37 protein-coding genes and 4 tRNA genes are annotated in these 26,641 nt (G+C 69.6%); 17 read left to right on the forward strand and 24 right to left on the reverse strand.

Annotated features, from left to right (window positions below; all coding sequences use genetic code 11):
- Positions 1-8: 8 nt before the first annotated feature.
- A complete protein-coding gene (locus tag AB0M43_RS30620) occupies positions 9-1,076 on the reverse strand; it encodes a Glu/Leu/Phe/Val dehydrogenase (RefSeq protein ID WP_363729250.1) in 1,068 nt (355 codons plus the stop codon).
- 144 nt (positions 1,077-1,220) lie between these two features.
- Between AB0M43_RS30620 and AB0M43_RS30625 the strand changes: the two genes are divergently transcribed.
- From AB0M43_RS30625 to AB0M43_RS30640, 4 genes are all read left to right on the forward strand, one after another.
- Complete coding sequence (locus AB0M43_RS30625) at positions 1,221-2,063, forward strand: hypothetical protein (RefSeq protein WP_363729251.1); 843 nt, start codon at positions 1,221-1,223, stop codon at positions 2,061-2,063.
- A gap of 174 nt (positions 2,064-2,237) precedes the next feature.
- A complete protein-coding gene (locus tag AB0M43_RS30630) occupies positions 2,238-2,447 on the forward strand; it encodes a BldC family transcriptional regulator (RefSeq protein ID WP_197006137.1) in 210 nt (69 codons plus the stop codon).
- Between the two features lie 108 nt (positions 2,448-2,555).
- Positions 2,556-3,818: a hypothetical protein gene (locus AB0M43_RS30635; protein WP_363729252.1), complete on the forward strand. Its 1,263-nt coding sequence runs from the start codon at positions 2,556-2,558 to the stop codon at positions 3,816-3,818.
- A 31-nt stretch (positions 3,819-3,849) separates the two neighbouring features.
- Positions 3,850-5,565, forward strand: a complete 1,716-nt coding sequence (locus AB0M43_RS30640) for a hypothetical protein (protein WP_363729253.1) — start codon at positions 3,850-3,852, stop codon at positions 5,563-5,565.
- Positions 5,566-5,609: 44 nt separating this feature from the next.
- On the opposite strand, the gene AB0M43_RS30645 is transcribed toward AB0M43_RS30640, so the two are convergent.
- On the reverse strand, positions 5,610-6,215 hold the full coding sequence (locus AB0M43_RS30645) for a TetR family transcriptional regulator (RefSeq protein WP_363729254.1): 606 nt from the start codon (positions 6,213-6,215) through the stop codon (positions 5,610-5,612).
- An 8-nt stretch (positions 6,216-6,223) separates the two neighbouring features.
- On the reverse strand, positions 6,224-6,907 hold the full coding sequence (locus AB0M43_RS30650; RefSeq protein ID WP_363729255.1) for a TetR/AcrR family transcriptional regulator: 684 nt from the start codon (positions 6,905-6,907) through the stop codon (positions 6,224-6,226).
- Between the two features lie 115 nt (positions 6,908-7,022).
- On the opposite strand from AB0M43_RS30650, the gene AB0M43_RS30655 reads away from it, so the two are divergent.
- The 7 genes from AB0M43_RS30655 (at position 7,023) to AB0M43_RS30685 (ending at position 12,641) form a co-directional block, all read left to right on the forward strand.
- Complete coding sequence (locus tag AB0M43_RS30655) at positions 7,023-7,877, forward strand: alpha/beta hydrolase (RefSeq protein ID WP_363729256.1); 855 nt, start codon at positions 7,023-7,025, stop codon at positions 7,875-7,877.
- 293 nt (positions 7,878-8,170) lie between these two features.
- A complete protein-coding gene (locus tag AB0M43_RS30660; protein WP_363729257.1) occupies positions 8,171-8,692 on the forward strand; it encodes a hypothetical protein in 522 nt (173 codons plus the stop codon).
- Positions 8,689-10,020, forward strand: coding sequence for a PrsW family intramembrane metalloprotease (locus AB0M43_RS30665; protein ID WP_363729258.1), 1,332 nt, complete (start codon positions 8,689-8,691; stop codon positions 10,018-10,020). The genes AB0M43_RS30660 and AB0M43_RS30665 overlap by 4 nt, the downstream gene beginning before the upstream one ends.
- A 222-nt stretch (positions 10,021-10,242) precedes the next feature.
- The gene (locus tag AB0M43_RS30670; RefSeq protein ID WP_363729259.1) at positions 10,243-11,091 is read left to right on the forward strand and encodes a 3-hydroxyacyl-CoA dehydrogenase family protein; all 849 of its coding nucleotides are present in this window, start codon (positions 10,243-10,245) and stop codon (positions 11,089-11,091) included.
- Complete coding sequence (locus AB0M43_RS30675) at positions 11,076-11,810, forward strand: enoyl-CoA hydratase/isomerase family protein (protein ID WP_363729260.1); 735 nt, start codon at positions 11,076-11,078, stop codon at positions 11,808-11,810. The genes AB0M43_RS30670 and AB0M43_RS30675 overlap by 16 nt, the downstream gene beginning before the upstream one ends.
- Positions 11,807-12,211, forward strand: a complete 405-nt coding sequence (locus AB0M43_RS30680) for a hotdog fold thioesterase (protein ID WP_363729261.1) — start codon at positions 11,807-11,809, stop codon at positions 12,209-12,211. The genes AB0M43_RS30675 and AB0M43_RS30680 overlap by 4 nt, the downstream gene beginning before the upstream one ends.
- Positions 12,212-12,239: 28 nt before the next feature.
- Positions 12,240-12,641, forward strand: coding sequence for a hypothetical protein (locus tag AB0M43_RS30685; RefSeq protein WP_363729262.1), 402 nt, complete (start codon positions 12,240-12,242; stop codon positions 12,639-12,641).
- Positions 12,642-12,895: 254 nt separating this feature from the next.
- On the opposite strand, the gene AB0M43_RS30690 is transcribed toward AB0M43_RS30685, so the two are convergent.
- The 4 genes from AB0M43_RS30690 to AB0M43_RS30705 form a co-directional block, all read right to left on the reverse strand.
- A complete protein-coding gene (locus tag AB0M43_RS30690; RefSeq protein WP_363729263.1) occupies positions 12,896-13,747 on the reverse strand; it encodes an EamA family transporter in 852 nt (283 codons plus the stop codon).
- Positions 13,748-13,756: 9 nt separating this feature from the next.
- Positions 13,757-14,098, reverse strand: coding sequence for a hypothetical protein (locus AB0M43_RS30695; RefSeq protein WP_363729264.1), 342 nt, complete (start codon positions 14,096-14,098; stop codon positions 13,757-13,759).
- A 175-nt stretch (positions 14,099-14,273) separates the two neighbouring features.
- A complete protein-coding gene (locus AB0M43_RS30700; RefSeq protein WP_363729265.1) occupies positions 14,274-14,459 on the reverse strand; it encodes a hypothetical protein in 186 nt (61 codons plus the stop codon).
- A 55-nt stretch (positions 14,460-14,514) separates the two neighbouring features.
- Entirely contained in the window at positions 14,515-14,934 is a 420-nt protein-coding gene (locus tag AB0M43_RS30705) for a hypothetical protein (protein ID WP_363729266.1), read from the reverse strand.
- A gap of 386 nt (positions 14,935-15,320) precedes the next feature.
- Here AB0M43_RS30705 and AB0M43_RS30710 point away from each other — a divergent pair, with 386 nt between their 5' ends.
- Both AB0M43_RS30710 and AB0M43_RS30715 read left to right on the forward strand, forming a co-directional pair.
- Positions 15,321-15,776, forward strand: coding sequence for a hypothetical protein (locus AB0M43_RS30710; protein WP_363729267.1), 456 nt, complete (start codon positions 15,321-15,323; stop codon positions 15,774-15,776).
- A 46-nt stretch (positions 15,777-15,822) separates the two neighbouring features.
- Entirely contained in the window at positions 15,823-15,957 is a 135-nt protein-coding gene (locus tag AB0M43_RS30715) for a hypothetical protein (protein ID WP_363729268.1), read from the forward strand.
- 30 nt (positions 15,958-15,987) lie between these two features.
- On the opposite strand, the gene AB0M43_RS30720 is transcribed toward AB0M43_RS30715, so the two are convergent.
- The 11 genes from AB0M43_RS30720 to AB0M43_RS30770 form a co-directional block, all read right to left on the reverse strand.
- Positions 15,988-16,191 (reverse strand): hypothetical protein, encoded by a 204-nt coding sequence (locus AB0M43_RS30720; protein ID WP_363729269.1) that lies wholly within the window; start codon positions 16,189-16,191, stop codon positions 15,988-15,990.
- 294 nt (positions 16,192-16,485) lie between these two features.
- Positions 16,486-16,552: transfer RNA gene (locus tag AB0M43_RS30725), tRNA-Phe, on the reverse strand.
- A 51-nt stretch (positions 16,553-16,603) separates the two neighbouring features.
- Positions 16,604-16,819 (reverse strand): type II toxin-antitoxin system HicB family antitoxin, encoded by a 216-nt coding sequence (locus AB0M43_RS30730; RefSeq protein WP_363729270.1) that lies wholly within the window; start codon positions 16,817-16,819, stop codon positions 16,604-16,606.
- Positions 16,816-17,019: a type II toxin-antitoxin system HicA family toxin gene (locus AB0M43_RS30735; RefSeq protein WP_363729271.1), complete on the reverse strand. Its 204-nt coding sequence runs from the start codon at positions 17,017-17,019 to the stop codon at positions 16,816-16,818. Before AB0M43_RS30735 ends, AB0M43_RS30730 begins: the two co-directional genes overlap by 4 nt.
- A gap of 1 nt (position 17,020) precedes the next feature.
- Positions 17,021-18,187 (reverse strand): tyrosine-type recombinase/integrase, encoded by a 1,167-nt coding sequence (locus tag AB0M43_RS30740; RefSeq protein WP_363729272.1) that lies wholly within the window; start codon positions 18,185-18,187, stop codon positions 17,021-17,023.
- Positions 18,160-18,381 (reverse strand): helix-turn-helix domain-containing protein, encoded by a 222-nt coding sequence (locus AB0M43_RS30745; RefSeq protein WP_363729320.1) that lies wholly within the window; start codon positions 18,379-18,381, stop codon positions 18,160-18,162. The genes AB0M43_RS30740 and AB0M43_RS30745 overlap by 28 nt, the downstream gene beginning before the upstream one ends.
- Positions 18,381-20,147 (reverse strand): replication initiator, encoded by a 1,767-nt coding sequence (locus AB0M43_RS30750; RefSeq protein WP_363729273.1) that lies wholly within the window; start codon positions 20,145-20,147, stop codon positions 18,381-18,383. The genes AB0M43_RS30745 and AB0M43_RS30750 overlap by 1 nt, the downstream gene beginning before the upstream one ends.
- Positions 20,144-20,308, reverse strand: coding sequence for a hypothetical protein (locus AB0M43_RS30755; protein ID WP_363729274.1), 165 nt, complete (start codon positions 20,306-20,308; stop codon positions 20,144-20,146). The genes AB0M43_RS30750 and AB0M43_RS30755 overlap by 4 nt, the downstream gene beginning before the upstream one ends.
- A gap of 103 nt (positions 20,309-20,411) precedes the next feature.
- Positions 20,412-20,675 carry a hypothetical protein gene (locus AB0M43_RS30760; RefSeq protein WP_363729275.1) on the reverse strand — a complete coding sequence of 88 codons (264 nt, stop codon included), beginning with the start codon at positions 20,673-20,675 and terminating at the stop codon, positions 20,412-20,414.
- The gene (locus AB0M43_RS30765; RefSeq protein WP_363729276.1) at positions 20,672-22,357 is read right to left on the reverse strand and encodes a hypothetical protein; all 1,686 of its coding nucleotides are present in this window, start codon (positions 22,355-22,357) and stop codon (positions 20,672-20,674) included. Before AB0M43_RS30765 ends, AB0M43_RS30760 begins: the two co-directional genes overlap by 4 nt.
- Positions 22,358-22,449: 92 nt before the next feature.
- Entirely contained in the window at positions 22,450-22,695 is a 246-nt protein-coding gene (locus AB0M43_RS30770) for a hypothetical protein (RefSeq protein ID WP_363729277.1), read from the reverse strand.
- Between the two features lie 52 nt (positions 22,696-22,747).
- On the opposite strand from AB0M43_RS30770, the gene AB0M43_RS30775 reads away from it, so the two are divergent.
- Complete coding sequence (locus tag AB0M43_RS30775) at positions 22,748-22,894, forward strand: hypothetical protein (RefSeq protein WP_363729278.1); 147 nt, start codon at positions 22,748-22,750, stop codon at positions 22,892-22,894.
- 85 nt (positions 22,895-22,979) lie between these two features.
- Here AB0M43_RS30775 and AB0M43_RS30780 read toward each other — a convergent pair whose 3' ends face one another.
- From AB0M43_RS30780 to AB0M43_RS30790, 3 genes are all read right to left on the reverse strand, one after another.
- Entirely contained in the window at positions 22,980-23,144 is a 165-nt protein-coding gene (locus tag AB0M43_RS30780; RefSeq protein WP_363729279.1) for a hypothetical protein, read from the reverse strand.
- A gap of 91 nt (positions 23,145-23,235) precedes the next feature.
- Complete coding sequence (locus AB0M43_RS30785; RefSeq protein ID WP_363729280.1) at positions 23,236-23,469, reverse strand: hypothetical protein; 234 nt, start codon at positions 23,467-23,469, stop codon at positions 23,236-23,238.
- Positions 23,469-23,909 carry a transcriptional regulator gene (locus AB0M43_RS30790; protein WP_363729281.1) on the reverse strand — a complete coding sequence of 147 codons (441 nt, stop codon included), beginning with the start codon at positions 23,907-23,909 and terminating at the stop codon, positions 23,469-23,471. Before AB0M43_RS30790 ends, AB0M43_RS30785 begins: the two co-directional genes overlap by 1 nt.
- Before the next feature lie 165 nt (positions 23,910-24,074).
- Here AB0M43_RS30790 and AB0M43_RS30795 point away from each other — a divergent pair, with 165 nt between their 5' ends.
- Genes AB0M43_RS30795 through AB0M43_RS30805 form a run of 3 tightly spaced genes read left to right on the forward strand, consistent with a single transcriptional unit; the run spans position 24,075 to position 25,785 of the window.
- The gene (locus AB0M43_RS30795; RefSeq protein WP_363729282.1) at positions 24,075-24,839 is read left to right on the forward strand and encodes a GntR family transcriptional regulator; all 765 of its coding nucleotides are present in this window, start codon (positions 24,075-24,077) and stop codon (positions 24,837-24,839) included.
- A gap of 9 nt (positions 24,840-24,848) precedes the next feature.
- Positions 24,849-25,511 carry a YdcF family protein gene (locus AB0M43_RS30800; RefSeq protein WP_363729283.1) on the forward strand — a complete coding sequence of 221 codons (663 nt, stop codon included), beginning with the start codon at positions 24,849-24,851 and terminating at the stop codon, positions 25,509-25,511.
- A gap of 22 nt (positions 25,512-25,533) precedes the next feature.
- Entirely contained in the window at positions 25,534-25,785 is a 252-nt protein-coding gene (locus tag AB0M43_RS30805) for a sigma factor-like helix-turn-helix DNA-binding protein (protein WP_363729284.1), read from the forward strand.
- A gap of 566 nt (positions 25,786-26,351) precedes the next feature.
- Here AB0M43_RS30805 and AB0M43_RS30810 read toward each other — a convergent pair.
- The 3 genes from AB0M43_RS30810 to AB0M43_RS30820 all read right to left on the reverse strand — a co-directional run bounded on the left by AB0M43_RS30810 (position 26,352) and on the right by AB0M43_RS30820 (position 26,625).
- Positions 26,352-26,425 (reverse strand) — tRNA-Phe (locus AB0M43_RS30810).
- A 28-nt stretch (positions 26,426-26,453) separates the two neighbouring features.
- A tRNA-Asp gene (locus AB0M43_RS30815) sits at positions 26,454-26,527 on the reverse strand.
- Positions 26,528-26,552: 25 nt separating this feature from the next.
- Positions 26,553-26,625: transfer RNA gene (locus tag AB0M43_RS30820), tRNA-Glu, on the reverse strand.
- Between the last annotated feature and the right edge of the window lie 16 nt (positions 26,626-26,641).

A 26,641-nucleotide genomic window follows, 5' to 3' on the forward strand; every position in this document is an offset into this window, starting at 1 on the left:
GCCGGCGGTCAGGGCAGCAGGATGGTGCGCAGCCGACCGCAGTCAGCCATCCGACGCTCCGCGAGGTGGTCGGCGGCGGCGGCCGGCGAGATGCTCTCGGTGTCGGCCAGGGCCAGGATCTGCTTCGTGGTGTCGAAGATCCGGGTCGCCCGCGCCTTGGCCCGCTCGAAGTTGAAGCCCGCGATCTCGTCGGCGACCTGGATGACACCGCCGGAGTTGACCAGGTAGTCGGGGGCGTACAGCACGCCGTTGTCCGAGAGCAGCTTCTCGATGCCCGGGTGCGCGAGCTGGTTGTTCGCGGCGCCCACGACGACCTTGGCGGTCAGTACCGGCACGGTGTCGTCGTTGAGGGCCCCGCCGAGGGCGCACGGCGCGTACACGTCGAGGGGGGTGGTGATCAGCGACAGCGTGTCGGCGACGACCTCGACCTGGGGGTAGGTCGCGCGGACCCAGTCGAGGGCGGGCTCGTACGGGTCGGTGGCGACCACGGAGGCGCCGTCCTCGATCAGGTGCCGGACCAGGTACTTGCCGACCTTGCCCAGGCCCGCCACGCCCACGGTGCGGCCGGCGAGGGACGGGGTGCCCCACTTGTGCTCGGCGGCGGCGAGCATGCCCTGGTAGACGCCCCAGGCGGTCAGGATGGAGGAGTCACCCGCGCCACCGTTCTCCACGGAGCGCCCGGTGACGTACTTCGTCTCCTTGGCGATGATGTCCATGTCCTGGACGTACGTGCCGACGTCGCAGGCCGTGTAGTACCGGCCGTTGAGGGACTCGACGAACCGGCCGTAGGCGCGCAGCAGCGCCTCGGACTTGTCGGCGACCGGATCGCCCCAGATGATGGCCTTGCCGCCGCCGAGGTCGAGCCCGGCGAGGGCGTTCTTGTAGGCCATGCCCCGGCTCAGCTCCAGCACGTCGTGCAGGGCCTCTTCCTCGGTGGCATAGGGGTAGAACCGGGTGCCGCCCAGTCCCGGGCCGAGCGCGGTCGAGTAGATCGCGATTACGGCCTTGAGTCCGGACTGCTTGTCCTGGCAGAACACGACCTGCTCGTGTCCGGTGTCGGCGGTGAATACGCCCATCGCAAACTCCTGTGTTTGGCTGGCCCTTCTGGGGCCTTCCGACGGGCCCGGCGGGGTGGTGCCGGGGTATTCGCACGATAGACCGCCCGATCGAAGGGGTGGCTTGCCACCCGTGCGGTCCCACAACGTGCGACGATCGGGCGCGTGTCGTCTCCGTTTGCCAGCTTTCTTCGGGTGTACGAGCCACTCGCCGCGTTCGACCGCGAGCGGCAACGCTACTGGCGTGGCTACGCCAAGTCCGGCAGGGCGGTGTCCACCAGCACCGGCCCCGGACTGCAGCGCACCCTGATCCTCGAGTCCCTGGGCGCCGGCTGGTCGCGCCTGCCCGACGAGGACGAGGCCTATCTGCTGTGGAAGACGGAGCCGGACCTCAGTCCGCCGCTCGTCTGTCCGTGGAACCTGCGGGTCCGGGTCGCCGAGTCGGCGCTGGAGGTCCGCGACGGGGTGCCCCCGGTGCTGGCCGACGCGTTCGTCCCGTCCCGGCTGGCGGAGGCGGCGGAGGCCGCCCTGGCCGGCTGGCGGGCCTCGGTCACCGAACCGGGCAACGCGCCCCGGCTGCACGAGCAGTCCTCGAACTGGATGGTGCCGATCCGCTGGTTCGTGTTCGTGGAGCCGTCGGAACGGGAGGTAAACCTCCTTCCCGAGCGTACTGTCGTATTCCGGACGCCGATCTCGCTGGCCCGGCGCCGCGGTCACCGTGCGTTGGCGATCCTCCGCCGGGCGCTGCCGGACGGCCCGGTGACCTCCGAGCTGGCCGACACCGTCCGCTGGCTGGAGGAGTTCCACCCCGGTTCGATCCTCGAACTGGACTACGGCGGCCTCGCCGCGCTGATGTCCGAGACCAAGCTGATGGCGGACAGGTCGGCCGAATTGGCGGCCAACGGGGTCGCCGCGATGGCCGAAGGGGACCTGAATGGGGCCGGAGCGGCCTATGAAGAACTGGTTGAGTTCTGGCGTGAGACCCAACTGTTAGAACGCTGTAACTGATTCGTGACCATCGAAGAGCGACATATCCACATAAATTAGCCAATGATCCGCCGTCCGGCTACATGGCTTCAACCGTTCGGGCCATGTCCGACATCGCGGACAGGCCGGACGATGGAACGGCGTTGGTCGGCGGGACCCCGGCCACGTTTGAGAGCACTTGTGGAGGAGTGACCGATGGCATCTCGTACTCACGAGCCCGAGCCGCTGCTCACCCCGGCTGAGGTTGCGTCGATGTTCCGCGTCGACCCGAAGACCGTCACCCGGTGGGCAAAGGCTGGCAAGCTGAGCGCAATTCGCACGCTCGGCGGGCACCGCCGTTACCGTGAGTCAGAGGTTCGCGCTCTGCTGCAGGGGCAGATCCCGCAGCAGCGTACGGGCGAGTAGCGCAGTTGCTCCAGGACCCCTGACAACCCTGGAGCCGCTGGTGAGGGGCGTGGCCGTGAACTACGGCGCGCCCCTCCGGCATGTCCGCCCTCACCCACTGGGATGCCCGTGCGTCGTACCCATGTCGTCGTCGTTCTTGTTCTCGCCCTTGTTCTGGGCGCGGGCGGGGCGGTGCTCGGCGCGCGTGCCGCACCCGGCACCGGCTTCCTGCCGGCGACGGATCCCGCGACCCGGGACGCCGCGTTCACGGCGCTCCTGGACCGCCGGGCGAAGGCGGTGCGCGACCACGACCTCGACGGCTACCTCGCCGACGTCGATCGGGCCCGGCCCGGACTCGTCGCGGCGGAGACCCGCACCTTCCGGAATCTGACCGCGCTGCCGCTGACGGTGTTCACCTACACCCTGGCGAAGGCCCGGTACGAGCCGAAGGGGCGGGCCCACCCGGACAGGGTCGTCCTGCCCGGCGTCACGGTCCGGCACCGGATCGCCGGCGTCGACACCGCGGACGTCGCCACCCCCTACGTGCCGATCCTGGCGTGGACGGGCGGACGGTGGGCACTGGCCGGCGAGGCGACCGGGGCGGACGTCGACACGACCCTGCCGTTCGGGACGGGCACCCAACCCTGGCAGGGCGGGCCGATCGCGGTGCGCGGCACGGCCCGCGGCGTCCTCGTGCACTCCCCGCAGGACGCGGGGCAGGCCGATGCGTGGGCCGGACGGATCGAGTCCGCTCTCGACACGGTGCTGAAATTCCGACCGAACGGCTGGTCGGGACGCGTGTTCGTCGTCGCCGTGCGGGACCGGAAGATCTTCGACGGGTACCTGGGGGCCGAGGCCGCCAGGGTCGGTGCCCTCGCCGCCGCCCAGTTTGACCGGGTTCCGGAGTGGACCCCGGGCGAGCGCGCGGGGTACGCAGGCACCGTCATCCTCGTCAACCCGGACGAACTCGACCACCCGGACGACCAGCTCACAGCCACCATCACGCACGAGTTCACCCACGCGGCCATGAACCCCGTGACCACCGGTGCGACCCCGCGCTGGCTGGTGGAGGGGACAGCGGTCTACGTGGAGTTCGGCGATGATGTGCTGGGTGGGACGTACGCGAAGGAGCACCTCTCCACAGCGGACCTGTCCCGCCTGCCCGCCGATGACACCTTCTACGAGACCGTCGAGAACTACGACCTGTCCCTGTTGGCCTGCAAGCTGATCGCGACGAGATACGGCGAACGCGGCCTCGTCGCACTGTACGAATGGTTCGCGAAGAACACCGGAACGGCCGACCAGGGCTTCAGGGAGGTGCTGGGAATCTCCCTGGCAGACTTCACGGCCCAGTGGCACAACGTGGTCCAGGACACCGTCGCGGCAGGCTGACCTGCCACCCCTCACACCGATAGGCCCCAGCATGAGTGACTCCCCCGCGCCCGGTCTCGGACCGGTCAACGGCCCCTACCGGGCAGGGCAGGGCCAGGACGTGCCCACCGCACCGCTGGACCAGGGATGGCAGCGGCCGCAGGAGGGGCAGGCCCAGGCCGCCTGGCAGGTACAGCCCGAGCAGCAGCCCGGTCAGCCGGCGCCCGTGTGGCAGCCGCAGGCCGGTGGGCAGCCCCTGTCGGGCTCGCCGAACCACCCGGTCTGGCAGGCCCAGCCCGGAGCGGGGCCCGGTTGGCAGCCCCAGCCGGGTGGCCCCGCCGCGCCCGGTGGCCCGGCCCAGCCCGGCTCGCAGGCACCGTTCGCCTGGCAGCCGCAGCCCGGTTGGCAGCCGACGCCGCCGAGGCCGAGCCGCGCGCCGCTGGTGCTGACGGTCATCGGCCTGGTCCTCGCGCTGCTGTTCGCCGGGTCGGGCGTCGCGGCCGCGGGCGTCAAGATTGCCACGGACCGGAAGAACGCCCCCGCCGGCAGCCTGTACCTGTCCGGGGTCGTCAAGGCGGAGCGGGACAAGGCCGTCACCGAACTGCTCGCCCGCCGCGCGAAGGCCGTCAAGGACAAGAACAAGGACGCGTTCCTCGCCGACATCGACAAGTCCCAGCCGGGGCTGCTCGAGGCACAGACGAAGCAGTACGAGAACCTGGTCAAGATGCCGTTCTCGTCCTTCAGCTACTCGATGGAGACCGCCCGGTACTACCTGTCGGCGAAGCCGGAGCTCACGGCGAAGTACCGCAAGATCGTGTACCTGCCGGCGGTGTCCACGAAGTTCAAGATCGCGGGCGTGGACTCGGTCGAGACGGCCACCCCGTACGTGCCGATCTTCGGGCGGGTCGGCGAGCAGTGGATGCTCGTCGGCGAGGCCAAGCCCGGTGACCTGGACATGGCCATGCCGCCGGGCTTCGGTACCCAGCCCTGGCAGCAGGACCCGATCTCGGTCCGGGTCACCGCCAACGCCGTGCTCGTCTACTCCCCGGCCGACGAGGACCGGGCCGGCGGCTGGTCGAACCTGATCGAGGACTCGATCCGCGAGGTGAAGAAGTTCCGCCCGGACGGCTGGCCCGGCAAGGTATACGCCATCGCGGTGCGGGACAAGAAGCTCTACGACGAGTACTGGGGCAAGGGCAAGGGCGACAAGTTCTCCGCCTTCGCCACCACCCGGCAGGACCGGATCCCCTCGTGGAGCGCGAACCCCGGCACCCCGGCGGAGGAATCCGGCCCCCTGGTCATGATGAACCCCGGATCGCTGGAGAAGGGTGACAGCCGGATCGAGGCGATCATGGTGCACGAGGTCACCCACGTGGCCATGCAGCCGGTCGACAAGGGCTTCACCCCGAGCTGGATCGTGGAGGGCACGGCCGAGTTCGTCGAGAGCGGCATGAAGACGAACATGCAGATCCGGCCGGACTGGGCCAAGGAGCACCTGGTCGGCAAGAACCTCGACGAGCTGCCCTGGGCCCGCACCTTCTACGACGACGACGGGGAGAACTACACCCTCGCGTGGCTGGCCTGCATGATGATCGCGGACCGGTACGGCAAGGACAAGCTGCTCAAGCTCAACGTCGTGTTCGCCGACGTGAAGGACACGAGCTACGAGACGCGGGACAAGGCCATGCGGGACACGCTCGGGGTGTCGCTGGCCGAGTTCACCGGGCTGTGGCGCACCGAGGTGAAACGCTCCATCAACGGGGGCTGAGGCCGACGCCGGGCGGGTCGGTGAGGCCCGAGCTGTCGGGCGGATCAGCGTGGTGCGAGGCCCGAGATCAGGGTCTCGAAGCTCTCCCGGCACAGGTCGTCCAGCGTCTGGCCCGCCGCGCCCCGCCCGGCGTGCCAGACGCTGAGTGCCGCCTGGACCGAACCCATGGCCGCCACGGCCACCAGCTGCGGGTACAGGTCGTCGACGTCCTGCCCGCCGTGCCGGGCCGCGTACTCGGCCACCACGTCCGTCAGCTCCGCGAACACCGCGTAGTAGGAGCCCAGCAGGGCCGGCTGGCGGGCCATCAGGTCCAGGCGCGCGCCGATCTGGCGCTGCTGCTCCTCGTCGTTGAGCCGGAGGGCCTCCAGGGCGTGCCGGACCGCCTCGATCGCCGGTTCGTCGGCCGGGCGGGCCTCGAAGCCGGCCCGGAGCCGGACCGCGATGTCGTGCCCGACGTCGCCGAAGAGGACGTGCTGCTTGGACGAGAAGTACCGGAAGAAGGTCCGCACCGCCACGTCGGCCGCCTCGGCGATGTCCTCGACCGTGGTCTGCTCGTAGCCGCGCTCGGCGAACAGCCGCAGTGCCGCGTTCTCCAGGGCGACCCTGGTCTCCCGTTTCCTGCGTTCCCGGCGTCCCGGTTCGGTCGTCACGGGGGGCTCTAGGCCTGGACCGGGGGTGCCGGGTTCTGTGTCCGGTCGGGGTCCGGCCGGGCCTGGCCGGGGTGCTGCGGGGTCCGGTCGGCGTCGGGCGGGGTCTGGCCCAGGTTCTGTGCTGGGGCCGCCAGTGCGGTGACGGCCTCGCGCAGGGTGGCCCGGATCCGCTCGGCGTCGTCGAGGTAGCCGCCGACAAGGGCGCCGTCGCGGAGCAGCATCAGCGCGCCGGCCGTGGCCTGCGGGGCCGGGTGGCCCGCGCTCTCCAGCCGGGTGGCCAGGGCGTCGCGGAACCAGCTCCGGTGCGCGTCGATGGCGGCCCGGACCGGGTGCTCCGGGTCCGGGTACTCGGCGGCGGCGTTGATGAACGGGCAGCCCCGGAACTGCGGCCCACACGTCATGGCGCCCAGGTCGGCGAAGATCGCGTCGAGTGCCGCGTCGGGGGCCAGCGCGTCCGTGCCGTCCACAGCGGACCGGATCGCGAGGTCCTCGCCCCGCACGTACGCCAGGACCAGGTCGTCCTTGGTGGGGAAGTGCCGGTAGAAGGTCGCCTTGGTGACCGAGGCCTCGGAGGTCAGGCGGTCGACCCCGACGGCGTGGATGCCCTCGGCGTAGAAGAGCCGGGCGGCGGTGGCCACGAGCCGGTCGCGTGGCTGCGCCGGCTGTTCGGCGGCCGGGTTCGCTGTGTCCACGGCCACACGTTAACAGCCCGTTCACGCACCGTGTTGACGCTGGGCGCCCCCGGAGCTATCTTGATCAACCAGAGAGACAGAACGTTCTGTCTCTCCATGAGAATGGAGTGGCCCGATGACGGACACCAACGTCGTGAACCTCTCCCGCCGGCGGGTCCTGGTCGGGTCCGGCCTGGCCGCCACGGCCCTGACCCTGGGAGCGACCATGAACCCCACCGAAGCCTCCGCCGACACCGCCGCCACCGAGGGCCACCGCCCCAAGCCGACCGTCGTGCTCGTGCACGGCGCGTTCGCCGACGCCAGCGGCTGGAAGGGCGTGATCGGCGAGCTGACCCGCGCCGGACACGACGTCCTCGCGCCCGCGAACCCGCTGCGGAGCCTGGCCGGCGACGCGGCGTACATCGCCAGCGTGGTCAACGCCGTCCCCGGGCCGGTCATCCTCGTCGGGCACTCCTACGGCGGCGCGGTCATCACCAACGCCGCGCGCAGCACGCCCAACGTGAAGGCCCTCGTCTACGTCGCCGCCTTCGGGCTCGCCAAGGACGAGAGCCTGGCCGGGATCAGCGCGAGCTACCCGGAGACGCCGCTCGCGAAGGCCGTCCGGCCGCAGCCGTACCCGTTGGCGGACGGGACCGCCGGGACGGACCTGTACATCGACCGGGCGTCGTTCAAGAGCGTGTTCGCCCAGGACGTCCCCTCCAAGGACAACGCGATCTACGCGGCCACCCAGCGCCCGCTCTCGGCCGCCGCGTTCACCGAGGCGTCCGGCGAGCCGGCGTGGAAGACGCTGCCCAGCTTCTACCAGGTGTCCCGCAACGACCGCTGCATCCACCCGGACGCGCAGCGCTTCTTCGCCAAGAGGATGGGCGCGAAGAAGACCATCGAACTGGACAGCTCGCACGCCTCGCTCGTCTCGCACCCCGACGAGATCGCCGACCTGATCCGCCTCGCGGCCCGGACCACGGCCTGATCGTCACCTCCGACGGGGGAGCGGGCACACCCCGTCACTCCCGGCGGAGGGCGCGGACGCGACCGGCAGGGGCGCTGGCTCGACGCCAGCCTCGGGCGGGGGCCGCCTGACCGTCACTCTCCGGTAGGGGCCGGCCCCGGCGGGAACGCCGCTGGGGCCGGAGCGGCTCCCTTCCGTACCCCGAAAGGAGGTTTGGGGTCTCGAAGGTGGATTGTGTCGGGCCCCCAAACTGGGCGACCGGCCCTGTAGGCTCACCCTCAGCGATTACGCCGCTACCGGTGGGGGAGGCCGATATGCGTGCGAACCTGCTGGGGACGCTTGCGGTTCTCGCCGTGCTCGCGTCCCTCGCTTTCGGACTACCCGCCATCAACCGGGCACTGCCCGCCGACCGGCCGCTACCCGCCGGGCAGGAACTCGCCATCGGCCAGGGGGTCGCCATCACCCCGCCCGTCGGCGCCCGGGTCGACGTGACCCGGACCCTGCCCAACCGGGGCGTGCTCGCCCTCGTCCTGCACGGGCTCGACTTCCGTGCCGAGGTCAAGGCCACCACCAGCGACCTCGACGAACTCGCCAACCGGCTCCGGACCCGGGTGCAGAACCAGCGCGGGGTCCAGGTCACCGGCGACCTGCGCGAGGTGCGCACCGACGCGGGGGTGCGCGGCCTGCGCGGCACCTTCTCCTCCACCGGCCGGGACGGCATCTACGCCGCCTACGTCGCCAACGGGATCGGCGTGCAGATCACCGTCAGCGGCACGGCCCTCGCCGAACAGGTCGACGCCGTGGAACAGAGCCTCGCCGGGCTGAGGTTCGGGTGACCGCCGCCGTCCGGCCCATGCAGAGCGGGCAACGACGCCTCACCTGGCGCAGCCCGGCGCTCTGGCTGACCGTGGCCGTCATCGGGTACGGGGCCTGGCAGATCGGCCGGTTCGGCTACCCGAACTTCGTCAACTACCCGCGCGCCGCAGCCCTGGCCGTGGTGCTCTTCGGGCTGTACGCCATCCCGTACACCCTGCTGGTCACCGGCCTCGACTACCTCGAACCCGAACCCGTCTCCCTGATCGGTACGGCCCTGGCCTGGGGCGGACTCGTCGCCACCGCCGTCGGGGTCAGCGGCGGCCAGGCGTTGCAGGGCATCCTGGCCAAGGTCATCTCGCCCGCGTTCTCCGACCAGTGGTCCCCGGCCATCGTCGGCCCCACCATCGAGGAACCCGCGAAGCTGCTCGGCGTGATCATGATCGTGCTGCTCGCCAAGGGCCAGCTCAACAGCGTCGTCGACGGCGTCGTGTACGGCGCGTTCGTCGGCCTCGGCTTCCAGCTCGTCGAGAACTTCATGTACGCCATGTACGCCGTCGCCATCTCCGGCAACGGGGACACCGTGTCCCCCGTGATCGCGACGTTCCTGGTCCGGGGCTTCCTGTCCGGCCTGTGGAGCCACACCATGTTCACCGCCCTCGCAGGGGCGGGCGTCGGCTACGCGCTCGTCGCCGTCCGCCGGCCCTGGTGGCGCCGGCTCGGCATCGCCGCCCTCGCGTTCCTCGGCGCCTGGGGCCTGCACTTCATCTGGAACTCGCCCCTGCTGATCAACGGCTTCGGCGGCGGCCTCGGCGGCATCGCGGCCATCCTGCTCGTCAAGGGACTGCCCGGGCTGCTGCTCGTCCTGCTCCTGGTCGGCGCGGCCAAACGCAGCGAGGCCAGGTACTACTCCGAGACCCTCACCAAGCTCGACGACCCGGGGCTCGCCACCGCCGGGGAGATCGACACACTGTGCCACGCGCGGAAGCGGCACGCGGCCCGGCGGCACGCGAAGGCGCGGGCCGGGCTCAAGGCACGGCTGCTGGTGCGGCGGTTGCAGATGTCGCAGGCCAAGTTGGCGGTGGCGATCAGCCGGGCGCAGGGGAACCCCGCCGGGACGGTCTACGACGTCGCCGGGCGGTTCCGGGATCCCGTCGCGGTGGTGGAGCGCCGGGAGCAGGAGGTGCGGATGCTGCGGGGGAGGCTGCTCGGGCTGGGGATCTCGGACGCGGCGGCGCCCACCGAGGTGCGGCACCGGGTGCACTGGAACGGGTTGTTGTTCCGGGTGGTGCTGGTGGTGGCGGGGGCGATTCTGTTGGCTGTGGTGATCCGGAGGCTGGGCGGGGGCTGAGTGGGCCCGGCGCGCAGCGCCGGGCCGGGTCGGGCGGCGGGTCGCGCGTCCTGGGGGCTGGGGGCTGGGGTCGGGCGGGTCGGGCGGTGGGCTCTGCGACCCGAGGGCCGGGGCTGGGCGGGCGACCCCGGAGCTGAGGGCTGGGGGCCTCCCGGGACACCGATCGGGCACGGTGGCGGGGCTCATGGCGCGACCCCATGCCGGCCGGGCAGAATCGGCCCCATGCTGGAACGCTTCGTGGTGATCGGGGCCGGGACGATGGGCGCGGGAATCGCGTACGTCGCCGCCGGGGCCGGGTACGTCGTCTCACTGGTCGAGCCCGACCCCGACCGGGGGCCCGCCGCCGTCGCCGGACTGCGGGACCTGTGGGCCAAGGCGGTCGCCCGGGGCAAACTGTCCCAGCCCGCGGCCGACGGGGCCGCCGAACGGCTGCACCTGGTCCGGTCCCTGGACGAGATCGCCGCCAACCCGGACGTGGTCGTCGAGGCCGTCCCCGAGCGCCTGGAGCTCAAGCGGTCCGTGCTGGCCGCCGCCGCCGCGCTCAAGCCCGGACTGCTCGCCACCAACACGTCCTCCATCGCGATCTCCACGCTCGCCGAAGGCCTGCCCGACCCGTCCGTGCTGTGCGGCCTGCACTTCTTCAACCCGGTGTTCGCGATGCCGCTGCTGGAGATCGTGATCGCCGACGAGACCTCCGACGACGCCCGGTCCCGGGCGCTGATCGTGGCCGAGCGACTCGGCAAGGACCCGGTCGTCGTCCGCGACCTGCCCGGCTTCGCCACCTCCCGGCTCGGGGTCATGCTCGGCCTGGAGGCGATCCGGATGCTCGAGGACGGCGTCGCCAGTGCCGCCGACATCGACAAGGCCATGAAACTCGGCTACAAGCACCCGATGGGGCCGCTGGAGCTGACCGACGTCGTCGGGCTCGACGTCCGCCTCGACATCGCGCGCACGTTGCAGGCCGCGTACGGGGACCGGTTCGCGCCGCCGCAGTTGCTCATCGACATGGTGGCGGCCGGCAAGCTCGGCAAGAAGACCGGCGAGGGGTTCCACACGTGGCCAGCCTCCTGATCGAGGAGCGCGAGGACCGGCTGGTCGTCACGCTCGACCGCCCCGAGAAGCGCAACGCCATCGACGCCGAACTCGTCGACGAGCTGCACGCGGTCTGCGCCCGACTGGAGCGCGACCCCAAGCTGCTCCTCCTCACCGGCGGCGCGGACGGCGTCTTCGCGGGCGGCGCGGACATCGCCCAGCTCCGCGAGCGCACCAGGCTCGACGCGCTCGCCGCCATCAACCAGGGCCTGTTCGCGCGGATCCTCAAGTTGCCGCTGCCGACGATCGCCGCCGTGGACGGGCCGGCGCTCGGCGGGGGCGCGGAACTCGCGTACGCGTGCGACCTGCGGATCTGCACCGACCGGGCGTTCTTCGGCCAGCCCGAGGTCCGGCTGGGCATCCTGGCCGGGGCCGGCGCGACCTACCGCCTTCCCCGGCTGATCGGCGAGGGGCTCGCCAAGGAGCTGCTGTTCACGGGCCGGCGGATGCTCGCCGACGAGGCGCTGTCCAGAGGCCTGGTCTCCCGGGTCGTCGCGCCCGCGGAGCTGCTGGCCACCGCGCACGGCATCCTCGACGACATCGCCAAGGCCTCGCCGCTCGCGCTGCGGCTCACCAAACTCGCGGTCGACGCCCCCGAGGGCGCGCACCCGCACATCGAACTCGCCAGCCAGGCCGTGCTGTTCGAGGACGCCGAGAAGTACGCCCGGATGACAGCCTTTCTGGAGAAGAAGAAATGACCGAGTCGTTCGAGATCAGCCCCGGCGGGGACCTCGCCAAGAAGATGGGCATCGAGATCACCGAGGCCAGCCCCGAGCGGGTCGTCGCCACGATGCCGGTCGAGGGCAACACCCAGCCCTACGGGGTACTGCACGGCGGAGCCTCCGCCGTCCTCGCCGAGACCGTCGGCTCCATCGGCTCGGCCCTGTACGCCGGCCAGACCGGGGGCATCGCCCTGGGTACCGAGCTGAGCTGCACCCACCACCGGTCGGCCCGCACCGGACTGGTCACCGGTGTCGCCACGCCGATCCACCTCGGCCGCACCCTGGCCACGTACGAGATCGTCATCTCCGACAGCGGCGGCCGGCGGCTGTGCACCGCGCGACTCACCTGTGCGATTCGACCCAATCCGGCCCTCTGACTTGACCGGTCGCAGTAACCTGCGGCTGATGACATCGATCCCGGCCAGCGCGTCTGACGAGATCGGCGATCACGTGCACGCGGTCCTCGCGGCGGGGGTGGTCGGCGATCTCGACGGTGCCATGCGCTCGGTCGACGAGATCGTCGCGGAGCACGGCGCCTGGGCGGTGTATGACCTGGCCGGGGCCATCGTGACCGAGATGCTGGGTGACTTCCAGCCGCCCGGGGAGGCCGAGTTCTGGACCCTGGATTTTCCCGGGATCGAGACTGCGAGCTACGACCTGCGGTGGGTGGCGCGGTTCATCAGCGCGTATGCCAACGGGGAAGAGGACACGGCTCGGGCGTTGTATCGGGCGGGGGTGCAGGATGGGGAGATCCGGGCCTGTCTGGGGGCGTTGGTGACCTCGGCTATCGCGACGCTCAGGAGGTAGGAGCCGGGGCGCGGAGCGGTCCGGCGGGTGAGCTGGGCGGCGGGTGGGGCTGCGGTTCGCCCCGCTGGGCGTGACTGGTCCGGTGGGGTGGGTTCCGAGTTGGCCCGCTGGGCGTCGCCGTCAGGCTTGTCGAGGACTCCGGGGCGGGGCGCTGGGCTCCGGCCGTCGGGCTGGCGGGGTTGCGCCGGAGGTGCTGGGCTCCGGCCTTCAGGTGCCGGGCCGGGTCCCCACTCGTAACCCTCTGATGTTTGGGGTTATGCGGAGGCGAGGGCCACGACGCCGCCGAGGACGACGGCCGCGCCCAGGAGGCGGCGCACCGGGTTGGGCTCGCGCAGCAGGAGCCAGCCGAAGACGCTGCCGACGACGATCGAGAGCTCGCGGGCCGGCGCTACCAGGCTCACCGGCGCCATCCGGTAGGCGAACAGCACGAGAATGTAGGCGAGCGGCGACAGGGCCCCGATGACCAGAACCTCTTTCCGGTACCGCCGCCACACGTCGCCCACCTTGCCCGGGTTCCGCGCGGCGTACGGGCTGAGGAACAGCAGCCGGAACACGTTGCTGCCCCACTCGTAGAACAGCGGCGCGACCGCCAACGGCCCCACGGCGTGCGCGTCGAACAGCGTGTAGCCGGCGATGAACACCCCCACCAGCAGCCCGTACGCGAACCCGGTGCGCCGCTTCGCCCGGTCCCCGGTGCCGGGCCCACTGCTCAGGATCAGGATGCCGGCCACCACCGCGACCGCCCCGCCCAGCGCCAGCCACCCCGGCCGCTCGTGCAGCACGAGCACCGCGACGCCGACGGAGAGCAGCGGACCGGTGCCCCGGGCCAGCGGGTACACCACGGACAGGTCACCGACCCGGTAGCCGCGCTGGAGCAGCACGAAGTACCCGAGGTGCAGCACCGCGCTGCAGAAGATCACCGCGACGGCGGCCAGCGTGAAACTGGGGCGGACGAAGAAGAGCGCCGGGGCGTACAGGAGCGCCGAGACGACCGTCGACAGCCAGAGCAGCGCGGGGCCACCGTCACCGGCACGTTTCGCGGCGAGGTTCCAGCCCGCGTGGCAGAAGGCGGCGGCTACGACGAGGGCGATCGCGGCAGGCGGCACCGCCCGAGCCTACTGGTTGTCGATCATGCTCGCGCCCAGCGCGAGGGCACCGGCCAGGACGAGACAGGCCCCGACCCCGGCCCCGATGGCGACCAGCGCGGGCCAGCCCCTCCGCTGGCCCTGGGTGAAGCACAGCCGGAGAATCGCGTTGGTGATCAGCAGCACGGCCGGTACGACGCAGACCAGCGCCGTGACCCCGTTGATGATTTCGCCGCCCTTCAGCTGCCCCCGGGAGTCGAGGACGTACAGCGCCCAGCCGCTCACCGGGCACATCAGCAGCAGGGACAGTCCGAGGGCCGTGGCCCCTCCGGGGTAGTACGGCTTCTTCTCGTCGGGCCACAGATCTGTCATGCCGGGGAGCGTAGGTCGTGATCCATTGGGCCGCTGTCCCGTCGGGGCGCCGATCGGCTGGGAAAATCGGCCCACTCGGCCGGGGCTGGGCGGCGGTGGGGCCGGGCGGCGGTCGGCTCTGACAGCGGTCGGCCTCGGCGGCGCTCAGCCCCGGCTGGATCGGGGCCGGCCCGGGTCAGTCGAAGATGTTGGTCCAGTGCACGAACGCTCCGAGGAGCGGCTGCATCCCGACGAACGCGGCCAGCACCCCCAGCACGATCTGCGTCGTCTGCACCAGGGGCCGCTTGGCGGTGAGCCCTCGAACGAAGAGCAGCACCCCGACCACGACGAGAGCCACACCCCACAAGAGCTCAAATCCCATGATCCACATGGTACTGCGAGGCGCGTGGCCGTTGAGCCGTCCCGGAGCCCCGAGGTCAGTCCCCTGAGAACCCCCAGAACGCGACCTCGCTGGGTTCGCCATCCTTCGACAGCACGACGCACCGGCCGGTCCAGCGGTCGCCGAGTAGCCCTCCGACACCGTTCGCGTATTTGCCGGCAACCCGGTCCCAGTCCGCTCGGGTCGGCTGATCTGTGCCGAAGACCCGCACGATGGTCTCGGCGTCGAGGGGGCTGATCCCATCCGGGCCGAGACCGGGGACATCCAGGATCGAATGGGTCCCGTTGGTACCCATGAACTCGTGATAGACCTCGCTACCCCAGAGTTCTTCGAGGGTGGTCGGTTGGGGGAGCTCCCAGCGGGTGAGCTGCGCGCGGAACCAGGAGTCGCCATTGTCGAACAACTCCTGGTGCAGTGCGCCCAGGCTCGAGGGGATGTCGCCCCTGTATTCGGTCACGTAAGCCCACCCCGAAGCTCCCACTGCCAGCACCCCTCGTCGATGTGACCACTCGCCTGGTCACGCGGTGCGGCGAAAGTAACACGGGGGACTGACAGGACTGCCTGGTCGCGGAAGGCCCATTGGCGGCAAGCAGGACCGCGTTGGTGGTCAGTCGGCCGGCCCGGAATTATCCCCGGACAGCAAAACGCCGACCTGCGTTGCCGCGGTCGGCGTAGAGCTTTAGCCCGGCGAAGACGGGTGGCCTCGCGATCGAAGGGGGGTTCCTCGGGATCGGCCCGATCAAGGTTCACTGATCGTATTCACCGACATCCACCCTCAGGGCTCCCTCGGAGTGGCCCACCTGCTCACGACCCAGCCAGCTCGGAAGCTCCCTGATCCAAGGGTTGAGCGCCAGGCCCCAGGACAAGCTAGACAAGCTGCTTGCCAGCTCGATCCGGGCAACAGCCCAAGCGCACGCTGATACCTGCGACACCAGCCACACGGGTACCCCGTCGGCCACGGTGGTCCTGCTTCGTGAAAGTGCGGGCCAACTCGATTACCTGGTACTTGCCGACTCCACCCTCGTCCTCGACCAGGGCGACAGCCAGACCGCCATCTGCGACAACCGGCACGACGATGTCGCCCAGCACTACGCCCAGGAGATGGAAGCCTTGCCGGTGAGAAGCTCCGATCATGCCGAGGCCCGGCGGAGGTTCATGGTTCAGATGCAGGCGAGGCGCAACAGGGCCGGGGGCTTCTGGGTAGCCGCAGCTGACCCCAAGGTGGCGTACGAAGCTATCCGGGGCAGCGTGCCGGCAAACACCGTGAAGGCTGCGGTACTCCTCACCGACGGAGCCTGACTGGTTGACCTGTTCGCGGCGGCCCCCGTTGCCCGAGGTGCTGACGATGCTTGCCCAGCACGGCCCCGCTGAACTCATCAGCCGCACTCGTACGATCAAGCTGTCGGATCCACACGGCGAGCGCTGGAAACGCGGCAAGGTCAGCGACGATGCGACGGTCGTCTACTGCACCGGATTCTGAGTGGCAACTTCTCAACCGGCAGGCGAGGCGTCAGCGGTCCTCCGACTTATGCTCGACCGGACCGGACGGGTTGTGCCATGTCACCTTCGACCGCTCGGACCGGATCTGCTTGGAATGCTTCGCGTTCCGGCTCAGCCGGTCCACGGCCAGAGCTACCAAGAGCACGATCCCGACCAGGAAAACAAGGGCCATCACCAGTGGGCACATGAACATGACGAACTCCGGCTCCGGCATCCGGCGATCATGTCAGCATCCGGCACCACCCGAAAGTCAGGAACGTGTCCTCGCCGGACGGGCAGGCTCCGGGATGGCTGGGGCTGGTTGGGCACGTTGCCGAGAGTTTGTGGTTGCGGTTCTGGGGCGGGGGCCACGCGGTTCGGCGCGCTCCGGACGAGTACCCATCAGAGGGTGATCTTGGTTTGTAGGGCGAGCTGTGGGCGGCAGCCAGGATCACCTGGAGAGGGAAAGCAAAACGCCGACCTGCGTTGCCGCGGTCGGCGTAGAGCTTTAGCCCGGCGAAGAGCTAAGTGGCCAGGGGCGGGGTCGAACCGCCGACCTTCCGATTTTCAGTCAGTGCTGTTTGTGCAGGTCAAGCGCTTCTGCGCTGGCTGTGTGCCCCGAACGTGCCCCATCGGGCCGCCGTGCCTCATGCCGCGATCAGGTCCGAGCCGATGGCGGTCGGGGCCGGGATCGGCTCGCCAGCGTCGCGGAGGCCCGCCAGGTGGAAGGCCACAGCCTCGCGCATCTCGGTCACGCACTCGTCGTAGGTGTCGCCCAGGGCGACGCAGCCGGGAAGGTCCGGGCACCAGGCGCCGAAGCCGCCATCGTCGGCGCGTTCGATCAAGATCACGTAGGAACTCATCGGGCACCTCTCTTCAGTCCCGCTTGCTTCAGGATGCTTGCTTCGGTGCCGGGCGGCAAGTCCTTGCTGGGCTTCCCGGCGATCGTCACGCGGCCCGGCTTGGTCGGGTGCGCGTACTGGCGGTGACTGCCCTTGGTGGCAACCAGGTACCACCCGTCAGCCTCGATCATCTTCAGGACGTCGCTCACCTTGAGTGGCATATCACCCCTCCTCCTGCTCGGTGGCCGTTTTCGGGAGAGCGGAGGAGTCACCGGTCCGGGCAAGCTCCGAGAGCCGCTTGGCGATCTCCTGGTCACGGCCGTCGACCGTGTGCATGTACCGGCGAGCAGCGGCCAGGGTCGAGTGCCCGAGCCGCTTCATCAGGTCGGCGAGGGTCGCCCCCGTCTGAGCGGCCAGGGTTGAACCCGTGTGCCGCATGTCGTGCATCGTGAACTGATCCAGCCCCGTCTTCTTCCGAGCCCGGACGAACGCCTGGTAGACCGTGTTGCCCCGAAGCGCGGAGCCGTCACGGCTGACGAAGAGCCGGTCGGGGCCGGCGTACCTCTCGATGTGCTCTCGAATCGCCGGCACGATGTGGGGCGGGATGGCCACGGGGCGCTTACCGGCCTCGCTCTTCGGGTCCTTGTCGAAGGCCACCGGGGACTCCAACAGCTCCAGCCGATTCTTCCGGACCCAGATTGTGTGACCGGTCAGGTCAACGTCACTGACTCGCAGCCCGGCCAACTCGCCACGTCGAAGCCCACACCACGCCGCGATCAGCACAGCGGCCCGATAGCGCGGCGTGATGGCCTCTACCAGGGCGACGACCTCTGCCGGTGTGGCCACGGGACGTTCGGCCGGCTTCACGACCCCGGCACTCTTGATCTGGCACGGGCTACGCAGGATCAGCCCCTCCCGGACAGCCGTGTTCATGACCATCCGTAGGAACCGGTACGACTGCGCGATGGACGTCTTACCACCCTTCCCGCGCAGCGCCGACGCGTACCACTCCCGAACCGTGGTTGCCGAAAGCGCCCGGAGTGGCACGTCCTTGAGCGAGGCCATGTGCAGCCGGAGGTTCCGCTTGCAGGTCTCTTCCCATCGAGGACCGATCTTCTCGGTGGCGACGGCATCACGTAGGACAGCCAGCGCGTAGTCGCCGAACGTTTCCCGAGCCGCACGGTCATCCAGGTGCACGCCTCGCGACAAGTCAGCCTCGACCCGGGTCAGCCAGCGTCGAGCATCGGTGGAAGTGCGGAACGTGTCGGGAGCAGGCTGCCGAACGCCGTCAGGGCCTACGTAGGACGCCTGATACTTGCCGGAGGGCAGCTTACGAATCTTGCCGAACGCACGACGGGCCATCAGAAGCCCGCCCTTCCGCCACTCCACGAAACCGTGATGGCCTCGACGCGGCCGGCAGCTATGAAGGCCTCCACGTCTTCGGGGTAGAACCGCACGAACTTTCCTACCTTCGTGAACGAGATCCGCCGCTCGGAGACCAGACGGCGGACGAAGCGCACCTCGGTCCGGAGTCGTGCGGCGAGATCTTCGACGCTCAACAGGTGGTCAGTTTTGGTCGTCATCACGCTGCCTCCTGTCCAGTTGCCGAGAGTTCTTCAAGCCGCTGTCTGGCCTGCTGGATCTGTTGTTTCCATCCGGCCCGGATGGTGATCGCGCGCATGAGACGGACGCCTTCCGGATCCAGGTCCGGGTCGTCATGGCGGCAGAGTTCGTACTCGAACCGGCTCGCCTTGTTGTCGCCCTGGTCGTCGTCGGGGAGTTCGAGGAGGGCGCGGACCCAGGCGCGGTTGTCGTCGCGGTGGTCGGTGAGCGTCTTGTTGGACCACTTGCGCGAGATGAGGACCCGCCTGCCGGTGAAGCCGAGGGTTTGGCGCTGGTGGACCTTGCCCCGGCAGTGACCTGGGCGCAGGGTCGGTGAGGCGTTCTTCGGGGCGATGCCGTACAGGAGCCAGTTCGCGCACGTCGTCGAGCACGGCAGCACGGACAGTTCGGCGTGCATCCGGTCGAAGTGCGCCCGCTGCGCGTCGTGAGACGGCGTGACGTGTTCGGTGATGTCTTTGGTCAGGTACTTGGTGACGTACCGGATCGTGCGCTCGGCATCCTTGGACCCGCTCTTGACTCCCCGGGGGTCGACGCGTCCGCAGCGCACGACGTGGGCGGGTTCGGCGTCGTCCTGGTCGAGGGCGTCGAGGGCGTCGTCCCAGGCGACCATGTCCAGCACGGCCCCGGTGTTGGGGTCGGTCCAGGCTTGGGCGTCCGGGCACCAGCGCGGCGGGGCGTCCTGGGAGTGCACGAGGTTGTCGTGTGCGGGCCACCAGACCTGGTGATACGTGCCTTCCGCGACCCGCTTGACGAGTGCCCGGGGGATGGTGCCTCGGATGGCGAAGTGCCCGTGTGGGGCCAGGCGTCGTTGGAGTTCGACGCAGCCGCCGTACTGGATGTTGAACCCGGCGGCGCGGCGGAGGTTCTGCCAGAGCCGGTCGGTGAGGCGGGCGAAGTGGATGGCGTCGAGGGCGGCCCGCCGGTAGTCATAGGTCGACGGGTCCACCGGGGTGCCGACTTTGGGGTCGTCGGGGTGGTGGGTCGAGCCGCACTCGCAGACGGGACGGTTGGCCCGCCGGGGCGAGTGGACCGGGCCGTAGGAGTCCAGGGTGACCGTGAGGAGCATGGAGGGGCGGTGTGTCTTGCCGTCGCGGGACGCGTAGACCTTGCCGACGGTGCGCCGGTCGACCTTGACCCGGGGGAGGTCTCCGACGTCCTGGCGCCGTTTGGTGGACCGCTTCCGGGCGGTCGTCTTCTTGGCCGTCGCCGTGGGCAGGGTGCCGCGTAGGCCGCATTGGGCGATCTGCGCGGCGACCTGGTCCACACCCTGGTCAAGGTCTGCGAGCTTGGCGGCGCGTTCGTCGGGGTCCATCGGGGTGACCATGAGGGCGGCGCGTTCCCACTCGAGTTCGGCCCGATAGCTGATGAGCCACCGCTCCTCCTCCGACGCCGGGCGAGGTTCGGTGGCGGGTTCCTCGGGGAGGTGCCAGCCCTCGCGGAGCTGCTGGAGGCGGAGCTTGCGGTTCTTCTCCGCGCACGGGGCGCACTTCGACGCCAGGCGGGCACCGCACGGCACTTCCAGGATCTCCGTCTTCCCCGTGGCCGTGTCCGTACGCCGCAGAGCCAGGGGGCGCAGGCACAGGCCGGCCTCGCGGGCGATGTCGCGGAGCACTTCCTTGGCCGGGGGGAACAGCATCCGGGCCGACCGCGATCCCGACCGAGGAGCAGTCTGGGCGCCGACCGGGTTGAGTTCGAGTCCGGGGAGGGCGGTCACGGTCGCGTTCATGAGGTGAAGTCCTCCCATTCGGCTAGCTCGGCGTCGTGCAGGTTGACGGCCCGTTCGGTGAACCAGTCCGCGAACGGTTCGGGGTCGGTGGTGTGGTCGCGGTTGAGTCGGAACCAGTCGGGGTCGACGTCGACCAGGAGGTGACCGTCGTAGCGCTTCACTCGTCCACCTCCTGGTCGTCGCAGGCGGCGGCGCGGCAGTCGTCGTTGCAGTACGGCCAGCCCCACGGGGCACCACACAGCAGGCATTCCGGCTCGTCGCCCATCACGCACCACCCGTCCGGGACGAGGTCGCCGTGAGGTCCGTGCGGATGTGGTCCGGCGGATCCCCCACCGATCCGAGGGCTTCGCTCAGGCACCGCCACACCGTCCACGCCTCCTCCGGGGTGAGGTGCATCCGCCGGCGCCCCGAGCCGACCGCGAGGTAGAGCTGTCCGGTCTCGGGATCCACGCGCACGGACACGGCCGAGCCCTTGGGCTGGGTGTCGGTGCCGGGGGTCCGCAGCCGGTAGAACCTGCGGGGGCTCATGCCGCACCGTCCGTAGCGTCGTCGGGGCCGGGCTGGGCAGCCTTGTTGAGGACGTCGAGGAGCGAGTCCGGCAGCAGCGTGCCGTTGACCGGCTTGACGACCGGGACCTGCTTGGCCGGCTGGTTGTCGAGCGCGGCGGGGGTGACGCCGGGGGCGGGGTAGGCCTGGGCCATGGCCCGGATCTCCTCATCCGTGACGTAGGCGGCCCGGACCCGGAACGGATCGCGGAGGACGTCGTCCTTGGCGTAGCCGACACCCGGGGTCGACAGCGGGATCCGGTCAGCGAACGCGCCCCGGTCGCGCATCCCGTCCCCGAGGAGCATGTCGACCTGCGCCGGGGTGTCCACCGCGAGGGCGATGCGGTAGGTGAACAGCCCGCGCATCGGGATGATGTCCTTCGACGGTTCCTGAACCAGCCCGAGCATCGAGAACCCCGGAGCCGCGCCCTTGGTCAGCAGCAGACCCATCGCCGTTTCGACCCGGGAGCGGATCTGCATCGGCGCGTACGCCGTCAGGGTGGCCAGCTCGTCCACGATCAGCAGCCGCAACGGGTGCGCCAGAGACGGGGTGAACTTCCGCATCCCACCACGCAGGGCCAGGGCGCGTTGGTGGGCGTCGGCGGCCTCGTGCTCGATGAGGTCGGCCATGGCGCCGAAGTCGTCCGCCTCGTACCGGGTGAACATGGCCCGCCCGATCTCCAGCTCCAGCCCACCCTTCGGGTCGATGCCGGTCACCTCGACCAGCCCGGCAGCGATGGCGGGGGCCAGGTGGCGCATGACCGACCAGATCAGCGAACCCTTGCCCGAACGCGACTTGCCGCCCACGAGGATGTGCCTCGCGAGGATCGGCAGCTCCCAGGGCGAACCGTCCTCGCGGATCCCGACCGGCACAGCAGCAAGGTTCACCCGGAGCCGTTCCGCCAAGGACCGGGGGTCGACGGGGACCTGGTCCTCGACGTCGTCGTCGGTGTAGTCGGTGACGTCCACGCCCGGGACCAGGCGCAGCAACGAGACGCCCCACTGCTTGCCCCGCGCCGGCAGGGTCGACAGCCACAGCGTCTTCTGTTCGGGAAGGGGCGTCGGGATCGGTAGGGCGGCGATGGTGTTCGCCAGGACGTCTCGGCGCTGGAACTCGACCACGGCGTGACCGGGCCGGGAGTGTTCCAGGATCCGGCAGCCCCGAGCCTTAGCGGCGGCACAAAGAGCGTCGGTGACCCGGCGGAACGCGTCGAGATCCAACCCGACCGGGACCTTCACCAGGAGCAGGTCAGCCGCAGGGGTGACCGTCACCTTCAGCAGCTTCGGAACCTCAGGATCGGCACCCTCGACCCGGACCGACAGGCGGCAGCGTGCGGCCCAGCGGGGCCAGGCGAGGGCGTAGCGGGTCCAGCGACGCCACCAGGCGGACAGGTGAGGCCCGGCGTACTCGCGGAACGAGGACGGGTGGGCGCCGCGCCACAGCAGCGCGATGACCGGCGGGGTGACGACGACAGCGGCAGCCGTCTCGACACCGGCCAACCAACCGGCCGAACCGACCACCGACGCAGCCGTTGTGGTGCGCGGGTGCGTGACGGCCCAGCGCAGGGTGAACACGGCCGTCTTGACCGTGGTTTTGGTTGTCCACCAGGTGACTTTGACCAGGGCGGTGAGCAGGTCTTCTACCGCCGATTTTTGGGCAGGCATATCCTAGACACCTCTCCTAAGATTCGCGTCTTACCGGGGAGATGGAGGGCCACCGATGCTTGCCGGCAGGTGGCCCCCCACCGTTTGTGCTGCTAGCTGCGGTTCAGGCGACGCTCCACCCAGTCGGTGGCCGCCATGAACTCGGTCAGCGCCGTGTAGGCCCGGGTCACCGGGGCGTGCAGGATCTCGCTGCGCATCTGCCCCGTCTGGCCCTTGATCCCGTCCAGCTCCACCAGCGCGTCAGCGATCGCCCTCTGCCAGCCGCGCAACGTGGAAACCGCCTCGTCCATGCCGCCGGACACCGCAGCGTCGATGTCCTTGATCGGGTCACCGCTCATAGTCGAACCTCCAGAACTCGTAGACGTTGCCGCCCCGTCAGTGACCGGGGCCGTGACCACCAGAATCGGTTTCGATGCCGACTTCGGCGCAGATGCCGGCGAGGGTGCCGGCGATGAGGACCGGGTCCTCGACGTCGACGGGACGTTCGGGCGCTTGACCGGCTTGCCGGCAGCGAGCTTCCACACCTCACCGGTCTGACGCACCGGCGCCGACCGGTAGGTGACCTTGTTCCAGACCTTCGTGATCCACCACGTGCGCGACCTGGGCCGGGATCGGGTGGCCATCAGCGGAGCCTGACGAACTTGCCATCGGCACCGCGCACAGCGGGAAGGGCGAGGGTGAGCTGGTCGGCGTCGTCAGCGCAACGACGGCCCTCGGTCAGCTCACGCACCTTCCCGCACACCTCGCAACGGCCCTTCTCCACAGCCGCCGCCGTAGTCTTGGACATGACGAACCTCCTGTTCTGTGATCAGGGGTTTTGCCAGGGTCGGGACTGACGTCCGCCAAGACTGTGAGCAGTCCCGACCCACCACGACCGGTCACTCGCCCTCGGGCGGGTTCACGGCCAGGGACAACTCCGCCTGGGCGTCGGTGAGCACGTCGATCAGCTCCCCCAGCTCGACGGCCGACAGGAACAGGTTCAACGGCCCGAGCTTGACCACCGCCCGGTTGTTCTCCGGGTGCTGCGTGACCGAAGCCGACACGCCCGTCTCCGCCGCCAGATGCACGGCGAGCCACACATTCGACGCCGAACTCGCACCGTCGCGGACCACTACGCGCCAACCTTCTTGTCCGACGCCGGAGCCGACGGGGCCGAGGACTTGCCCGGCTCCTTGAACCCGGACGCCCGGATCGAGAACTTCTGCACCCCGCGCTTCACACCGCCGAAGCTCTTCTCCTCGACCCACGGCGTCACGGTCAGGCCCTCGAACTCCACCTGCTGAAACGCCGACACCGGCGGCACCGGCATGTGCGGAGCCGAGATCTTGATCAGCACCTCCCGCGCCTTACCCTCCAGCGCCTCGTCCAGGTCGTGCACCCGCACCGACCACACCCGCAGATCCGGGTTCTGCTTGTCACGCTCCTGGTCGTCACCCTTGCCCTTCTTCTCGAAGTCCGTCACCGCCTCCGGCTTGTCCACCCCCATCACGCACCCGTTCGGGAAGATGTCCGCCATGAGCACCCGGAACCGCATACCACCGCTGATCGCCACGTCCGACCTCCGCTGTTGCCACTCGTTTGAGCTAGCCCTATTTTAGAACTGGTTCTATTGAACATCACCGTCCGGGGATCGTCAATAGAACCAGCTGTAATACTTCAGCGTGCACTCTGGGTCAGGTAGCGCTAGCCTTATTGGAGGTCAAGAGAGGGGGGCGCCGTGAGTATCGGCTACAGAGAGTTAGCCTCGGAGCTGCGAGACGCCATCAAGGCTGGTGTCTACGCGCCTGACACGACGCTCCCGAAGCAGGAAGATCTGAAGGCGCAGTACGGGGTCAACATCAAGACCATCCGGGAAGCCATCCGGGTACTGGAAGCCGAAGGGCTCGTCACCCCGGTACGCCGTCGAGGCACCGTGGTCCGGTCGCGCCCGCCCATGAAGCGCCTGGGCATCGAGCGGTACGCCAAGAGCAAGTGGAAGTTCGGCCTGGTCGCTTTCGCCGCCGACCGGGAGGCTTCCGGCCGTGAGTGGCAGCCTGGCGACCAGACGAACGCGACCCGCAGGGTTGAGGCCGATGCCGAGGTGGCCGAAGCCTACGGATTGATGGCCGGAGCACCCGTGTACGAACGTGCCCGGCTCGTGAAGGACGGCGGCGTGCCGACCCACACGCTCACCAGCTACTACCGGCCCGAGCATGTGGAGGGAACTCCGTTGGTCGACCCGAAGCCCGGACCCGCTGGCGCCGGCGGAGGGTTCGCCGTGCTCACGCTCCAGGGCTTGGAACCCGAGACGGTCACCGAGACCTTTCACGCCCGGATGCCCACCCCGGACGAGATGGAGCAGCTGGAGCTTCCCGCAGGCGAACCCGTCATGGTGCTTCAGCGCCAGACGTTCACTCGAGATGGGCAACTGGTCGAGTTCGCCCGCGGCGTGCACTCCGCCTCACGGTTCTCGTGGACGTACACGTTCAAGATGCCCGACTGAAGGACGACCGTGAACATCAAGCTGCCCCGCGAGATCGAGGCTGACGTCCAGACGCTGTGGGACTACCAGGACTTGCACCAGGAGCCCCAGCGCTGTGACGTGGGAATCGGTCTGGGCAGTCACGACCTGGGCGTGGCCGTCTACACGGCCGAGCTGTACCACCGAGGGCTGTTCCCCCGCATCGTGTTCACCGGCGCGAACGCGCCCACCACGGTCGAGCGGTTCCCGCGTGGCGAGGCGGTGCACTACCGGGAAGAGGCGATCCGGCTCGGAGTCCCGCCCGAGGTGATCCTGACCGAGACCAGGGCGACGAACACCGGCCAGAACATCGAGTTCACCCGGGACCTGCTCCGGTCCAGCGGGATCGACGTTCAGGCCGTCATGCTGATCTCACGCCCGTACCAGCAGCGCCGCGCCTACGCGACATGCAAGCTCCTCTGGCCCGAGGTCGGGGTGACGTGTGGCTCCCGCCCTCTGCCGTTGGCCGAGTACATCGAGAGCATCGGGAACGTCGACCGGGTCGTCAACATGCTCGTGGGGGACACCCACCGGATCATTGAGTACCCGAAGCTCGGATTCGCGATCCCTCAGCCCATGCCTGACGACGTACACGCAGCGTTCGAGCGACTGGTTGGCGCTGGCTTCACCACTAGGCTGGTCCGCGCCACCTGATCGCGCGACACCCGGAGACGCGATGACCGATAGCGTGCAGGACCTCGCAGAACTAGAGGACCGCTTCGAAGCCGTACGGCTGGCCACGCTCCGCATCGAGCAGGCCCGCCAGGAAGCAAACGAGCTCGCCGACCTTCGATCCCGACTCGTCAACGAGCTGCACGACGAAGGCTGGTCTTTCAGCGACATCGGCAAGAAGGCCGGACTAAGCCGCGGGCGGATCCACCAGATTCACGCCAGCTCGAATCCGGCGAAGCATCCCGCCGACGAGTGATCGAACCGTGGTGTCCGCGACCCAAGTGGTTGCCGAATTGTTCTCTACAGGATCAAGGCCGCGCCTCGCGGCGCGGCGGCCGGTGCGGCGGGCCGCCCGGCGGCAGCCGCGCCCCGGCTCTCCCTCCGGTCGGCCGGCGCACGGGAAGCCGCCGAAGAACCGGCTGTGAGCCACACCGGCCCCCGCGATCAGCCGCGAGGCGCAACGGGGTCTTTGTCTTTTGAAGAACGGCTAGGGTGGCCGCTACGTCTGCCCGCTCCGACTGGTCATTCTCGACTGTGCGAAGCCGCAGGCGGCCTGCCACGTCCACCGTTGCGGTTGCGGCCCGGCACCGGACGACGATGAGGACCAGGACGACGGCGACCTCTGACCGAGTTGCCGAAAGGTGAAAGCCTGCCCGAAGGAGGCGGTATACCCGTGCCCCGAACGTGCCCCAACGCAAGGTGATCATGGGGTTTCTGAGGTCAACAGCGGGCAATGTCCCGGGGACCATCGATCGACGGACAGCAAAACGTCCACCGGCGTTTCCGCTGGTGGACGATGCTTTAGCCCGGCGAAGAGCTAAGTGGCCAGGGGCGGGGTCGAACCGCCGACCTTCCGATTTTCAGTCGGACGCTCGTACCAACTGAGCTACCTGGCCCTGCTTTAAGTTCTGGCGAAACTGCTTGCGGTCCTGACGGGACTTGAACCCGCGACCTCCGCCTTGACAGGGCGGCGAGCACTCCAACTGCTCCACAGGACCTTGCTGGTATTGCTGATCTTACCTGTGCCCCCAACGGGATTCGAACCCGTGCTACCGCCTTGAAAGGGCGACGTCCTGGGCCGCTAGACGATGGGGGCGGCTCGAAAATCATCG

Source organism: Longispora sp. NPDC051575 (genome assembly GCF_040681875.1).
GTDB lineage: Bacteria > Actinomycetota > Actinomycetes > Mycobacteriales > Micromonosporaceae > Longispora.